We start from the raw sequence: 14,809 nt of genomic DNA, 5'->3' as shown, positions 1-14,809 counted from the left end.
GCGCGTGACAAACGAGACAGGCCTGAACCTCTGTTTCGCATGACAATCGGCTGAATTGCGTCCTTTTGTGCGAATTTGGTGAACAGAAGTCCGCGCTTCGAAGATCAGATCAGCCATTTTTTCTGCCAGAAATGATACATCAGAACCGTCCACAGATGGGGCCCCCAATTGCGACGCCCGCTGAGATGCTCGCGCCATCGTTGCGCCAAGGTGGCTGTGTCGAATACGTCCTCGACCCCATGCCCTGTTGAAAATACCTCGTTTGCCACAGGCTTCAGCGGGCCACGCAACCAGTCGTTGACGGGAATTCCGAACCCTTGTTTTGGGCGATCATACAAGGCCTTTGGTACGCGCTTGTCCACGAGGCGCCTTAGGGCCACCTTGCCCTGTTTGCCGTCGAAACGCAGGGATCGGGGCGCCTGCCAAGCGGCGGCGACGACGCGGTCATCCAACAAGGGCGCGCGCGCCTCAAGACCGACGGCCATCGACGCTCGGTCGACTTTCACAAGAATGCCTTCGGGCAAATACAGGCAGGAATCCAGCAGCAGCATCGTGTCGATTTCATCAAGGCCGTCGGGCAATCCAAGTGTTTGATAAACCCCGCCGTCATTCACGTCCTTCAGCGCTGCGGACGGGTCCCAAAGAGTTAAAAGGGTATTGTATCGGCTTCTGAAATCAGGCTGCGCGATGACCGAGGCGACTTTGGAGATCCTGTCGGCTGTGATCTGGTCGCGCATGGTGCCTGAAACGAATTTACGCAGGATCGGCGCAACGGCTGCACGCAGGGCATCAGGGGATGCTGCCAAAACTGACGCAGCCGGCCGGGGAAGCTTTCCGCCCAGGCGTTCCATCGCCATCATTCGGGCATAGCGTTCGTACCCGCCAAAGGACTCGTCGCCGCCATCACCCGACAAGACGACGGTCAGCTGATCGCGGGCCAGTTTGGACACCAGCAGGGTTGGAACCCCGGACGGGTCGGCAAAAGGTTCGTCATAGACGTGTGGTAGGTCATCGAGCAATTCGAACGCCATGGAGGGTGTCGCAGTGACCTCGTGATGGTCCGTGCCCAGATGTGCAGCGATTGCGGCGGCATGGTCTGCTTCGTTCAGCCCTTCTTCCTGGAAACGGACTGTAAAGCTGGTGACCTTGCCGTTGGTTTGTTCCTGCATCATGGCAGTGATCAGGGTCGAGTCTATCCCCCCGGACAGGAAGGACCCCACCGAGACGTCCGCGACCATGCGCTCCTGCACGGCGCGTTGCAATTCCTCTTCAATACGAGCCAGCGCCCGGTCTTCGTCTTGGATTGGTGCGGCAAGTCCCTGTTTCGCGCAGTCGCGAAGGTCCCAGAACGTCCGGATGGCATCTACCAGGTCCTGAGCCGTCGCGGGCGGTTGGTCCAAGCGGACTTCGACCATTGATCCGGCGGGCAACTTCATAACTTCGCGATAGATCGAGAGTGGTGCCGGCACATATCCATAGCGGGCGTACTGCGCCTGAGCACGCCGGTCAGCTTTCGGTGAGCCAAATGCGGGGTTCGCGCGCAGCGCCTTGAGTTCGGAACCAAACAAAAGCTGGCCGGATTTGAGGCCTAGATACAGGGGTTTCTTGCCCAACCGATCGCGTGCAAAAACCACCCGGTTCAGCTTGCGATCCAAGACCGCGAAGGCGAACATGCCGTGCGCCTGTTCCAATGTCTTGCGGATGCCCCAGAGGTCCATAGCCGCCAGTAGCACCTCGGTATCTGATGTGCCGCGAAACGTGACGCCCTTGTCCAGCAACGTTTGCCGCAGGGCCAGAAAGCCGTAGATTTCCCCATTGTAGACGATGGTGAACCGGCCGCTGGGCGAGGTCATTGGCTGCGCCCCGGTCTCCGACAGGTCGACGATCGAAAGGCGGCGGTGGCCCAGAGCTACACCGGCGTCTGGATCGACAAACAATCCGTCGGCATCGGGACCCCGGTGCTGAATAGCGTCGCACATGGCCTGCAGCGTGGTGCGGCCCGAGTCGGCGCCCATGGGCTGAAAAGTCAGAAATCCGGCGATACCGCACATGGGTCAGGTCCTTTATTCGACTTGAGGCGCTGTGGGTGGCGCCGGGTTGGCAGCTTGGTTCAGGGCCTGATCATAGGCGCGGGCAATCGCGTCGAGGGAGTAGTGTGTGGCGATGCGGTCGCGGGCAGCATTGCTATGGGCCTTGTAGGTTTCGGGCGGCCAGTTGGCAGCTTGGACCAGTGCCTCTGCCAATGCCTGCGGATCACGTGGCGGCACGACATAGCCGCACGAGTCCACCACTCTGGCGCTGTCGCCGACATGAGTCGTCACGACCGGGCGGCCGTGGCTCATGGCTTCGGCGATCACATTCGGAAAGCCTTCGGTGCGCGAGGCCAAAACCAGCAGGTCAATGCTCGCGTAGAACTCGGACATATCGTGCAGGTCGCCGCACAACGTCACGCTGTCTTCGGGCAGATCGTTGTCGGCCAGCATCGCGCGGATCTCAGGGTTCTCCAGCGTTACGCCGTCTCCGGCCAGACGGGCATGCAGGTCCGGGACGGACTGGCGCGCAATCGAGAAGGCGCGGAAGAAAGTTTCGAAGTCTTTCTGCGGGTGAAACCTTGCCGCCACTCCAAGCACGCGGGCAGGTCCCGGCCGCGCCGTTGGATCGGGCGGAAGGATAAACCCGTTTGGAATCACCGTGGAATGGTCCCCGGAAAAGCCGTATTTCTCGTGCTGAGTTTGAGCGCGGGTCGAGTTGTAGAGGATCCCCTGACAGAACCGGGAAAGCACCTTCGACAGAGCCACCGCAGCGCGGGTGCTGCGGGTGAAGGCAGCCGGGTCGTCCAGCGCTTGCCGCACGGTCCAAACGACGGGAACGCGCCGCCCGGCAAGTTTGCCGGCAATCAGGCCCAGGACCATCGCATGGTACATCCAGCACAGAACCACATCCGGCTGATGGGTCCGGATCAAACGTCGGATCTGCCAAACCGCGCGAAACAGGGCCAACGGCGATCTGGCACGCAGCGAAACGTATTCGACCTTGTCATTCGCCGCCATTGCGCGGCAGCGGTCCGAAACCTCGGTCAGGGCGACGACGCAGGCCCGTTCGCCGGAATGGGCCAAAAGTCGGGCCAACATGGCTTGTGCGCCACCTTGGCCAGAGAAATCAGTGGTGACATGCAAGATCATCGGGTCACCCTCCGCAGCTCACCGGTGGGTGTTCGACTCAAGCTGTATGTTGATCGGCCACACATCACCAGTTCGCGCTCAGCCCTGCGCCATGTGGCGGGCCGTCGCCTTTTGGCCCACATCAACAATGGCCTTTGCCAGACGAGCGACGTTCTCGGTGGACCAGGCTGGGTCGACCAGGAAGGCAAGGCTGATTTCGCCCAGCTCGCGCGCCACGGGCAACGGTTCCTTGGGTCCCAGGCCTCGGCTGGTGAAGGTTTTCTCGAGATAAATCTCAGAGCAGCTGCCGGAAAAGGCGGGAAAGCCGGCCTCGGCGATCTCGGCGATGATGCGGTCCCGGCTCCAGCCGGGCGCAAGTGTTTCCGGCCGCACAAACGCGTAGAAGCGGTAAAATGCGTGGGTAACGCCGTCAGGTGGCATTGGCACGCGAAAGGCCGGGCAGGCCGCAAGGGCCTTGTGCAGGATATCCGCATTTGCCGTCCGGTGCGCGCGCCATGCGTCCAGGCGTTTCAGCTGTATTCGACCAAGTGCCGCCGAAGGGCCGTTCATCCGCAGATTGGTGCCGGGGCCCGAGTCGTGCAGCCAGCGAAAGCCGGGCGGGTGTTCGGTGTTGAACACGGTGTCATAACCTTTGCCGTGATCCTTGTAGCTCCAGATGCGGCTCCAGAGATCAGAGTCGTCGGTCAGCAGCAGACCGCCTTCGCCGCCTGTGGTCATGATCTTGTCCTGGCAGAAGGAAAACGAGCCCAAGGTCCCGATGGTTCCCACATGGCGGTCGCCAATCATCGCACCGTGGGCCTGGGCGCAGTCTTCGATGACCCAAAGGTCGTGAGCGCGGGCCAGATCCATGATGCCGTCCATGTCACAGGGCCAACCGCCCAGATGCACGGGTATGATCCCCCGGGTGCGCGGCGTGATCGCCGGGGCGATGGTTTCGGGCGTGATGTTCTGGGTGTCGGGATCGACATCGACAAAGACCGGAACACCGCCCGCCAGCATCACCGAGCTGGCCGAGGCGATGAAGCTGCGCGGCGTTACGATGACCTCGTCACCTGGTTGCAGGCCTAGCCCGAGCATCGCGGCGTCCAGCGTCACTGTTCCGTTGGCCATGGCGATCGCGTGTTTGGCACCGGTATATGCGCAGTATTCGGCCTCGAATGCGCGAACATCTGGGCCGGTCCAAGCGTTGACTTTGCCAGAGGCCAGAACTTGCGCTACGGCGTCGATTTGTTCCGGATCATAGATGGGCCACATCTGCATTTCGCACCTCCTGTCAAATCACCGATCGGACCAGAACAAAGCCTTCAGCCGCCGACCGGTGCACTGTCGCGCCGCGCAGGGTGGCCAGTGCGCGCAAGCTGTCGACCGATCGTTCGTGCGGTGCCTGTTTGACCTGGCTTTCGAACTTGCCGAACGCCTCCAGCTTCCGCTCGATCGTGTCCGAGATGTCGACAAACACGTTTGGCACGAAGGCCGGGGTCAGATAGGGGGCGTTCCAATTTGTTTCGGAAAGGGTTTCGTAGGCCAGAATATTGGCTGGATAGTCATGTTGATGCGGGCGGCTTGCCACCAGCGTGGACAGAAAACTCAGCTGGTGATCCATATGGATGTCGCCCGGATGCGGAGCCAGGATCAGGCTGGGGGCGACGTCGCGGACCAGCTTTCCCAGCGCACCGTTCAGGTCCGAATGGGCATGTTCTGACAACTCCGCCGCGTTGAAGTCCATCCAATGTGTTTCGGTGACGCCCAGCAGATCATGCGCATTGCGTGCCTCGCGCCGTGTGGTTGCGACCTGTTCATCGGTAAACTTCGGGGGTTTGCCACGAGTGACGACAACCACATGCACTTCGCGCCCAGCATCGGCCATGCGGGCCATCGTGCCGCCGGCACCCAGAACCTCATCATCGGGATGCGGAGCGACGATCAGCGCGGGGCCGGCGTGGCCAGTGGTCAGGTCGGAAGCGATCATGGATGTGTCCTCAGTTTCGCGTGAAGGGCAGGGGGTGTGTCGGCCCCTGACCATTCAGTTATGTCCAGACAGCGCCCGTCGCCGCAGGCCACCGTAAAGCCGCCGTTGCCGATGGCCTGGATCTGGCCGGGCAAGCCGATGAAGTAGCCCTCCGGCTCGGTATATCTGACCTCTGTCAGAACCAGTTTCGCGCCATCGGGGCCATAGGTGTAGGCGCCGGGGTAGGGCGGACCCGAAGCACGGATCAGGCGGTGGATGTCCGCAGCAGGATTGGTCCAGTCAATCAGACCGTCCTCGGGGCGGCGGCGGGCGCACAGGCTGATCCCGTCGGTGCGTTGCGGTTCGGCCGGGATATCGCCGTTGGAAATCTGGTTCAACAAAGGCGGCAGCAGTCCTGAGACGGCACGCAAAGCTCGATTGTACAACTCGCGGGCGGTGACGGTTTCGGGATCGACCGCATAGATGGCCTGAGCGGCGATAGGGCCATCATCGGCACCTTCGCCCAACCAGAAAAGCGAGGACCCGACATTTCGTTCCTGCAACAGGATCGTCCATGGGATGACACCGCGCCCCCGCAGGCGGGGCAGGGCCGACGGATGAAATCCGATGCAGCCAATCCGCGCCAACGCCCGGAACTCGGGGCCGCAGATCTGTGACCAACCGAGCACCAGGATCAGGTCGGGTTTGACCTTGGCAATCTGTTCGAGAGTCGCGGGGTCGTTGGTTTTCTCGATATGCAGAACCGGGACACCATACTTCGCGGCCGCCGGTGACAGGTCGACGAAATCCGAATGCCTCGCGGACAGGCGCGGCGACAGGGTTACCAAAAGGGCCGGAACATGCCCGGCACCGCACATCGACATCAGGGCTGCAAGCGTGGTCTCGACGGCGCCGACAAGTACGATATTCACGCGTTCATCTCCTGCATGTCCTGGGCCAGCGGGCCATTCGAGTCCATCCATTTCCGGGCCGCCTCGATCCGGTCGTCGCGGCGAGGTTCGTTGTGCAGGGCCGCTCCGACCGTTTCGCCCAGAATCTGCAGGTCCAGCGCCAGTGACCGATGCGCCACATACCATAGATCAAGGCTCAGCTTTTCACTGTTGCTGAGGTTGGTGTTGCCGCTGACCTGCGCCCACCCGGTCAGCCCCGGCCGAACGGAACATCGGTATTGTCCGGCGGGTCCGAAGTCTTCGATCGTCTCAGGCAGCAAGGGGCGAGGCCCAACCAGGGCCATTTTGTTCTGCAGGATCAGAACGAGTTGCGGGATCTCGTCGAGCCTCAGGCGTCGGATCATTGCCGTTGCGAGCGTCTGGCGATCCGCATCGGGGTGCAACGATCCATCCGCCGCGCGTGTCTCTTTCATGCTGCGCAGTTTGTAGAGCCGGAAATTGCGACCCTGTCGTCCGGCTCGGATCTGTGAAAACATCAAGGGACGGCCGATGGACAAAAGCACCACGACGCACGCAATGACAAAGAAGGGAAGCGCGAGCAGGCCCAGAAGCAGGCAGATCAGGATTTCAAGCAACCGGTTCACAAATCAAATCCAACTCGCAACACGCGGGGTCCCGCGACACACAAAAAATCAACCAATACAAAGGGACGCGACACGCCACCCGAGCAACCGCGACTGAAATACCGACAACCCGGGTCGACAAGCGGCGATGCAGCAAGATTGGTCGAAACGGATTCTGTTTGCAAGCCGTCGATGCCTCCGCGCGATGCAGGGGCTGAGAATGCAAGGCTGACTAGACGATGACGCTGATTTGCCTTCCGTGTTGCGTCAACGATTCGAGCCAAAGTCGTGAACTGTTGCCAGTCGGGAAAAGCAGGAGCCAGAGCCGCGGCGTGATTGCCGCGAAACTAGGCGGGCTTTTCTGGTCGGGTGTTTCGCGCAAAACACCCAGCCTTCGGGCTGCATTCACAGGGGGTTGCGACCGCGGCCGACGCGGTGGCCCAGGCGCTGACAGGTCAGTGTCGACAGGAAAGCCAGCGCCAAAGGCGACGCGCCATTGGCTTTGCTTGTCAGCCTGAGGCCAAGCGCCTATGATTTGCCGAGCGGGATCGTTTCTGTCCCGCCGATGACCGAAATTGCTTTTGACGACCGACTTGCGCTGTGGGTGCGGTTTGTGTTTTCGAGATTTGAGTATCGTGCCCGGCACCCACGCCCGGCTTGTTGGTGTTTAAGAGTTGGGAGGCAAGGTTTTGCGCAGCTTCTTTCGAGTAATTCTGGCGACGCTGTTGTTTGCGCTGGCCGCTCTGCCGGCCCTGGCCGAAAGCTATCGCCTGCTGCCGCAGGATCGCCTGTCGGTTCGTGCCATGCGTTGGGACCCATTGTCCGCAAGTTACATGATTTGGGATGGCGTGTCCGGCGAGTTCGCTCTGGCCGGTGACGGAACGCTGATGTTTCCGCTGGTGGGACAGGTTGAGGCGGCCGGGCTGACCACGCTGGAACTGTCGCAGATGTTGGAGCTTGAGCTGAGCAGCCAGACCGGCATGGCCGAGCCGCCCAAGGTCGCGCTTGAAGTGATCAGCCATCTTCCGGTCTTTGTTCTTGGAGACGTCAATTCGCCGGGCGCTTATGCCTACCATCCCGGGATGACTGCCCAGCAGGTTCTGGCCCTTGCAGGTGGCCCGATCCGTCCTCCGATCCAGTTTGGGGCAAACAATGATTTCCAGATCATGCGGATGGGCGGCGAAATGCGGCTCCTATCCACTCAGATCGATGAGTTGGAAGATGAGAGGCAGCGGCTGAAAGCTGACCTTGCGAGCCTGCAGGAAGAAGGGATTGAGACCGGCACCGACGCGGCGCCTGACGCTCCCGGAGGGCTCGAGGGTGAAATCCTCGAGGCGACAATGAACGCCCGCGAGGGTTTGGGTGAACGAATTCGGGATCTGCAGGAGATGCTCAAAGAGCAGATCTCGAGCCTGACCATCCAGTTGGAACTTCGCAAAACGCAGATCGAGAATGTCAGCCGGGAGTTAGAAAACCTGAACCAGCTCAAGGAAAAAGGTCTGACCGTATCGAACCGGGTGACGACTATGACCAATCTTCTGAACGATCTGGAATCCAAGCGACTGGATCAGGAGGTTGCGCTGATGCTGGCCCGTCAGGAGCTGAACCGCGCCGAGCGCGACGAGCTGGAACTGGATGACAAGGCGCGCTCTGATGCTCTGGTCCAGTTGAACGCGGTCGAACGCGAGTTGGCCGCGCTGCGGACGCGCCTGGATACCGCGGCGAGCCTGCACGGAGAACTGGCCGCCGCCGGTTTGCTCAGCGAAGATGACATCGCAAGTGAAGTCGTGATTGACTACATCGTCACACGGGCGGGTGGCACGGCGCCACGCAAGATGGACGGGACCGAGGCGGTTCAGCCCGGGGACACCATAGAAGTCGTACGAAGAACCATTGTCACGTCGAATTGAGTTTTCCGGCGCGAGGTTTGCCGGGTTTGTTTTTATTAGTCTGTTCGCAAGGTCACGAGTATTCCTATGTCTCTCCCTGACGGTCGTCCGGTCGACTTCCTGATTTTCGGTGCCGCGAAATGTGCAACCACCTGGTTGCAAAAGTCGCTGATGCAGACGCCGGCCATCCATATGCCGGGTCCCGAGCTGCATTTCTTTTCTCGGAATTATGCAAACGGACTGAGCTGGTATCGTGACCAGTTCGGTGACTGCGATGGCGCAGATCTGATCGGTGAAAAATCGAATTCGTACCTGACTGAACCGCTGGCTGCGCAACGCATTCGGGAGCATTTCCCTGAAACGCGTTTGATCCTGCAGATGCGGGACCCGGTTCAACGCGCCTATTCCGACTATTGCATGTTGTTCCGCCGCGGCGAGGTCTCGGGGAGGATCGAAGATTATCTGGATCCGGCGGTCGCGGCCGACCAGCGTTTTCTGTCCGATGGGCGATATGGCCACCATCTGAAGCGGTTCTACGACTTGTTCCCAGAGGACCAGATCCTGCTGCTAGCCTATGAGGATGTCCGCGTGAACCCTCATGGGAACCTGAAGAAGGTGGCCGGCCATATTGGATATGACGGACAGCTGGAACCTCCGGTGCAGCAGAAAGTCAAAGATAAGAATACGCCCATGGTGCCATTGTCGCTGCGTCGTGTGCTGAAGCCGGTTCGAGCTGTTCTGGACCCTGTACGTCACACCTGGCCGGTACGGTCCATCCGAAACGCTGTCGCTCGAAAGGTGACCTACCCGGCCCTGTCGCCCGAGTTGGAGGCGAAGATGACCAAGTTCTATGCGACCGACGTAGAATGGCTTGCCCGCCGCAATCCGGGACTCTGCCGGAATTGGACGGTTTCGGATGCAGTTCACAGACGCGAATCGCAGGCCATGTCATGATCGAAGCCAGAATTTGGTTTCCATTCAGGAAACAAAAGCGCCTCAGGGCTTTGTGCGTGCACGATGAACCGGGACGATCGGGCCCTGAGGATGTAACAATTGAAACTGCGACGGCGGTCGCCTGCTGCAAAAAATGGCATTTCTGTGATTTTATGGTGTCCAAGTGGTGGAAAGGGGATTTTGATACCCATGTTGGTGTGGTACCGTTGAAGACGTGGGTTCGTGGTCGGGACCGTGTAATGGGCCAGACCACGCGTAGTGTAACGAGTTGACGAGTTAAAAGGGGGTTTGGTTCAGGGCGGAGGTTTCTAGGCGCCCGGAATCACGTGGGGGACTTTTAGCGAAGCAATGTGTTTGCCGGCCGGCGCCATGTGGTGTCGATCGGGAATTGAGGCTTTTTAGTGGTGGAGCGGGTGTGTTTGGCCCGTCTCATTTCAGTCGAGTGGTAAGTGGCAATTTTTGCCGGGGGTTCTTATGAGTATGTACGAGCAAGAGTTGGTTAAGCTCAAAAGTGGACCGGATGCAGACAGCACGATCGAACAAGATCGCGCCTTTGGAGACATCCAGTCGAAGCTGAGACAGAAGCTGACCGAAATGAGCGCCAACCGGCGCCTGCTGATCGGAGATGTATTCGCATCCGCCGGAGCCGTGGCCGTGGCCGTCGTACTGGCCAATGGTGGCATTGTTCCTGAACAGTTCGGGTCCGTTTTGTTGCCGTTGGTGGTAATGACCTGCCTGGTGGCACTGGCGGTTTTGCCGCTTTCCGGCATCTACAAACGCCACACGCGGTCGACTTCGCTGCGCGATGTCACGTTGATCGTCCAGGCTGCGGGTCTGTCGGTTGTATTGCTGGCATTGCTGGGTGCTGCCCTGCCGGTTACCGCGCAAGTGCCGCTGGCGGTCTATGTCATTCAGTTCCTGCTGCTGGTGCCCGCCTTTGGTACCCTGCGCGTTCTGGCGCGCAGCACCGAGCTGACGAGCGATCCGGCGCGCCGTTGCCCGGATGCGTCCAACGGGAAAATCCCGGTTATTCTGGTCGGAACCGGCGCCAGCTGCGACCTGTTCGTGCGGTCTCTGCACAATCAGGAATCCAAGTATGAACCTGTCGGCATCATCGATGATGCGCGGAACACGCAGGGCCTGTATTTCCACGATGTGAAGATCATCGGGTCGCTGTTGGATGCAGACGCCGTTATCGAACGTCTGAAGTATTATGACCAACTGCCGCAGCGCGTTCTGTTGACCGAGCCTGTTACCCATTTTGAAAGTGATGGCATTCGCAAGCTGACCCGTTGGGCTGAGGCCAACAGCATTCCGGTGTCGCGTCTGGCGGGACTTGAAGAACTTGGCACCGAGAGCAACGGCATCCGGACCGTAAATCCCGAAGACATCCTGGACCGTCCGCAGAAAGCGGTCGAACGGTCGATGCTGCGCGAGATGTTCAAGGGCCGCCGCGTCCTGATCACCGGCGCCGGAGGGTCGATCGGTAGCGAGCTGACACGCCAGATCGCCTCGTTCGAGCCGGCCGAGCTGGTGATGATCGAGAACACGGAATACAACGCCTATTCCATCGACATGGATCTGGGTCAAAACTTCCCGGATGTCGCACGCCGGATCTACGTGGCCGACATTCGCAACGCGTCCCGCGTGAACGCGATCTTTGAACGTCACCGCCCCGAGTTGGTCTTCAATGCTGCTGCGCTGAAGCATGTGCCGATGGTTGAGCTGAACCCTTGCGAAGGCGTTCTGACCAACGTGATCGGAACCCGGAATGTTGCGGACGCGGCCCGCAATGTGGGTGCAATCGCCATGGTGCAGGTCTCGACGGACAAGGCGGTGAACAGCACCAGCGTCATGGGCGCCACCAAGCGCGTGGCCGAGTTCTACGTTCAGGCGCAGGACCGCGTGACCAACGAGACCGACGAGAAAACCCGGTTCTTCTCGGTTCGGTTCGGTAACGTGCTGGGGTCGTCCGGTTCGCTGATCCCGCTGTTCCAGCGCCAGATCTCGGAAGGTGGCCCGCTGACGGTGACTGATCCGAAAATGGAGCGGTACTTCATGACCATCCGTGAAGCCGTGCAGCTGACGCTGGTTGCCGCCGCGCGGGGTCTGAACCTTGAAGACAGCCACGGCGAGATATTCGTTCTGGATATGGGTCGGCCCGTCAAGATCGTGGACCTGGCCGAGCGTATGATCCGTCTGGCCGGCCTCGAGCCCTATCAGGACATCGACATCAAATTCATCGGTATCCGGCAGGGTGAAAAGCTGTTCGAAGAGCTGTTCGACGTGACCGAAGAGCGGCGCGAAAGCGGTATTCCTGGCGTTTCCTCGGCAATTCCCGAAGGCGTCTCTGCCGCGCGTTTGCGGGCGCTGATCCTCAAGCTGGAACAGGCTGCTCAGGACGGCAATGATCTTGGGGTCAAAAAGCTGCTCAAGGATCTGGTGCCGGGTTATGGTGCAAATGGTCTGCGCCCGATCGATGGCAAAGAGCTGGCCGCGCGCACCGGCAAGCCGCAGATCAAACCTGTGCCGACGCCCAAGCGGATTGCAAACTTCGCACCGCATAAAAATCTGGAGACGATCAACGCCGGTCGCTAAAATTTTGTCAAAAGTACATTTAAGTAAGCGGCATTTTCAGCCGCGGGTTACGATTTCAAAAGGGCTCTTCGGAGCATATCGTTGATGTTTATTTGCGACCTTGGCGGTTTACGGCAACCTGCAGATTTTGGCGGGCCCGTCCGAACGGGCGAAGCGAGAGGGATATGACGGCTGAGGCCGAACATATGCGTGACCGGGCCGTTTCTCAGGCCGGGTCTGGTCGGCGTCGCGCGGTGCTGTGGCTCTTGTTTGGGGGGCTGCTGGCCGTGATGTTGGCGGCTGTGTTCGGCCGGATCATGTCGTTTGGTTTGCGTCGGGACGAACTGATGTTCGTGGCACCGGCAGAATTGTTGGGCCAATGGCGCCTGTACCAGGACTTCTTCTACAATCACGTTCCGGATTCGGCGTGGTATTTCCGCGGTCTCTATTTGATCACGGGTCAGGAAGGTCTGCTGGGCTCAGCGCGCCTTGGTGTGTTTCTTGGCTGGATTGCGTTGATCGGCGGTACCGGGTGGGTGACCTGGCGCCTGTCCGGATCGGCTCTGCTTGCGGCATTTTTCATCGCGGTCTTGATGGTTGACGGAACACTTCTGGCCCAGGCCGGAATGGCCGCCAGCAACAACCTGCTGCCATTGCCCTTCGTCGTATGGGGTGTCGGGGGTTGTCTGCTGGAAACCCAGCGCGACCATCCGCGGCCAGTTGTTTTTGTACTGATTGGAGTCTGCCTGTCGATCGCAGCGGGGATGAAAGTCAGCGCGGTGGTTTTCATTCCGCCCGTCGCGATTGCCACTTTTCTGATGCCGGGACATATGGCGTTTTCGGAACGTGTTCGACGAGTGACCCTGCCGATGCTCGTGGGTGGGTTGCTGGGTGCCTTGCCGCTGTTCTGGTACATGGCCGTTGATCCCGCGGTTTTCATCGCGCATGTCCTCAAGTTCCATACGGGTCCGCACGTGGCCTACTGGCAGGCCAACGCCGCCTCTGAACCCGATCTGGCTCTGGGCCTTGGGGGCAAAGTGCAGTTGGCCTATTCGGTCTGGTTGGGTGGAGCGGCACTGGTTTGCCTGTTCGTCGTTGCCTATCTGGCAGTTTTGGCCAGATCGGGCGGCATGCTGCTCTCCGGGCTCGGCGCGGTTCTGTTGGTTTTGGTTCTGATCGCCGTGACAGCCGCGTTCAGCTTTGTACCGTCGCCCGGGTTTCCGCAGTACTACATTCAGCCCTTGGTCATGATCCCTCTGCTGGGCGCATTGGTCTTCCGAAAGGTCGGGTCAGAGCAGCGGTCGCAAGTCACCCCGGTCCTTGCCGCCGGCTTCGTTTTGCTGGCAGTGCTGGGCGCGCCGCGCCTCGTTCCCGGTCTGGCGGCGCTGAGCGATCCCAGCGGCTTCACGACCACCCGGGTGGCGCAGGGCGCCGAGGCTTTGAAGACCGCACTTGCCGAGAGTGCCCATCCGGACGGACCCGTTGCGACGATCATGCCGATCTACCCGCTTGAAGCGCAACTGCCGGTATATCCCGAACTGTCTACTGGCCCCTTTGCCTATCGGATTGCACCCTACACGGAACCTGACTTGGCTGCGAAATACGTGATGGCGGATGCGGAGGGGTTGCAGGCAGTGTTTGATTCCAATCCTCCCTCCGCTTTCCTGCTGGGATATGATCCGGCTCTTGAGCAGCCATTGTTGCGCTATGCGGAAACAAACGGCTACCGGCCCGTGGAAATTTCGGGATTGGGCAACCGCTACGGGCAAGGTGTGGTATACTTGAAGCCATCGGGAGCAACGGAATGAGCCCAATTCGATCCGCGGTCTCTGGTGGTCGGTTCGTTAAGCGGCCGGTGTGAGGCCCACGCAGACATGCAGATTTTAGTAACAAGTATTTTGAGGGAGTGGCACGAATGAAAACGATACTGCTTGCTGGCGGTCTGGGGTCTCGGCTGGCCGAGGAAACAGTCTCGATCCCCAAGCCGATGGTCGAAATCGGCGGCCGGCCGATCATCGCGCGCGTCATGGATATCTACAGCCATTTCGGGCACCGCGATTTCGTCGTAGCCGCCGGATACAAGGCGCTTTTGCTCAAGCAGTTCTTCGCGAATTACCACCTCATCGCCAACAATATCTCGGTCGCTCTGGATACGGGCGAGCTCAAGCTGGTGCCTTCGGCGCCCGGCGGTTGGAACGTATCGGTGGTCGATACCGGGGCTCATACCATGACAAGCGGGCGCATCCGGCGTCTGAAGGAATGGCTGGATCCGGGCGAGACCTTCATGTGCACTTATTCTGATGGCCTGGGGAACATCGACATCAACGCGCTGATCGATTTTCACAAGTCGCACGGCAAGCTGGCAACGGTTACGGCGGTTCAGCCGCCAGCGCGTTTCGGCAACATCGAGTTAAAGGGCGACCGCGTGGATGCGTTCACCGAAAAGGTGCGCCGCCGCGAAACCTGGATCAACGGTGGGTATTTCGTATTCGAGCCGGGGGTCATGGATTACATGGTCGACGATATGGAGCCGCTGGAACAGTCACCGCTGTCTCAGATGGCCCGCGACGGTGAACTGATGGCCTATCGCCACGAGGGTTTCTGGCATCCGATGGATACGATCCGTGACCGCAACGCGTTGGAGGCACTTTGCGAGGATGATACCCCGCCTTGGCTGCAATTTGATGCCAAGCCCTCCTCTGATTACCCCGCCATAGCGATCTGA

General features: G+C 60.0%; 11 protein-coding genes. 5 read left to right on the top strand and 6 right to left on the bottom strand.

The annotated features are described in order from the left end of the window. Positions 1 to 104 precede the first annotated feature (104 nt). The 6 genes from asnB to ACR0MM_RS13185 form a co-directional block, all read right to left on the bottom strand. Entirely contained in the window at positions 105 to 2,051 is a 1,947-nt protein-coding gene (asnB, locus tag ACR0MM_RS13210; protein ID WP_480696630.1) for an asparagine synthase (glutamine-hydrolyzing), read from the bottom strand. Positions 2,052 to 2,063: 12 nt separating this feature from the next. After that, positions 2,064 to 3,182, bottom strand: a complete 1,119-nt coding sequence (locus tag ACR0MM_RS13205; protein WP_480696629.1) for a glycosyltransferase — start codon at positions 3,180 to 3,182, stop codon at positions 2,064 to 2,066. Positions 3,183 to 3,260: 78 nt separating this feature from the next. Next, on the bottom strand, positions 3,261 to 4,442 hold the full coding sequence (locus tag ACR0MM_RS13200; RefSeq protein ID WP_480696628.1) for a DegT/DnrJ/EryC1/StrS family aminotransferase: 1,182 nt from the start codon (positions 4,440 to 4,442) through the stop codon (positions 3,261 to 3,263). A 13-nt stretch (positions 4,443 to 4,455) separates the two neighbouring features. Beyond that, positions 4,456 to 5,151, bottom strand: a complete 696-nt coding sequence (locus ACR0MM_RS13195) for a PIG-L deacetylase family protein (RefSeq protein ID WP_480696626.1) — start codon at positions 5,149 to 5,151, stop codon at positions 4,456 to 4,458. Then, the gene (locus ACR0MM_RS13190; protein ID WP_480696624.1) at positions 5,148 to 6,062 is read right to left on the bottom strand and encodes a methionyl-tRNA formyltransferase; all 915 of its coding nucleotides are present in this window, start codon (positions 6,060 to 6,062) and stop codon (positions 5,148 to 5,150) included. Before ACR0MM_RS13190 ends, ACR0MM_RS13195 begins: the two co-directional genes overlap by 4 nt. Beyond that, the gene (locus ACR0MM_RS13185; RefSeq protein ID WP_480696622.1) at positions 6,059 to 6,685 is read right to left on the bottom strand and encodes a sugar transferase; all 627 of its coding nucleotides are present in this window, start codon (positions 6,683 to 6,685) and stop codon (positions 6,059 to 6,061) included. Before ACR0MM_RS13185 ends, ACR0MM_RS13190 begins: the two co-directional genes overlap by 4 nt. A 668-nt stretch (positions 6,686 to 7,353) precedes the next feature. Here ACR0MM_RS13185 and ACR0MM_RS13180 point away from each other — a divergent pair. The 5 genes from ACR0MM_RS13180 to rfbF all read left to right on the top strand — a co-directional run bounded on the left by ACR0MM_RS13180 (position 7,354) and on the right by rfbF (position 14,809). Beyond that, positions 7,354 to 8,574: a polysaccharide biosynthesis/export family protein gene (locus tag ACR0MM_RS13180; protein WP_480696620.1), complete on the top strand. Its 1,221-nt coding sequence runs from the start codon at positions 7,354 to 7,356 to the stop codon at positions 8,572 to 8,574. Between the two features lie 66 nt (positions 8,575 to 8,640). Next, positions 8,641 to 9,507, top strand: a complete 867-nt coding sequence (locus tag ACR0MM_RS13175) for a sulfotransferase family protein (RefSeq protein ID WP_480696618.1) — start codon at positions 8,641 to 8,643, stop codon at positions 9,505 to 9,507. A 474-nt stretch (positions 9,508 to 9,981) separates the two neighbouring features. Continuing rightward, a complete protein-coding gene (locus ACR0MM_RS13170; RefSeq protein ID WP_480696616.1) occupies positions 9,982 to 12,105 on the top strand; it encodes a polysaccharide biosynthesis protein in 2,124 nt (707 codons plus the stop codon). 164 nt (positions 12,106 to 12,269) lie between these two features. Beyond that, complete coding sequence (locus ACR0MM_RS13165; RefSeq protein ID WP_480696614.1) at positions 12,270 to 13,892, top strand: hypothetical protein; 1,623 nt, start codon at positions 12,270 to 12,272, stop codon at positions 13,890 to 13,892. A 107-nt stretch (positions 13,893 to 13,999) separates the two neighbouring features. Continuing rightward, entirely contained in the window at positions 14,000 to 14,809 is an 810-nt protein-coding gene (gene rfbF, locus ACR0MM_RS13160) for a glucose-1-phosphate cytidylyltransferase (protein ID WP_093963249.1), read from the top strand.

Source organism: Ruegeria sp. BC6, from assembly GCF_056539185.1.
Note: the sequence above shows the minus strand (reverse complement) of the source record. Positions and strands in the feature narration are given on the sequence as shown.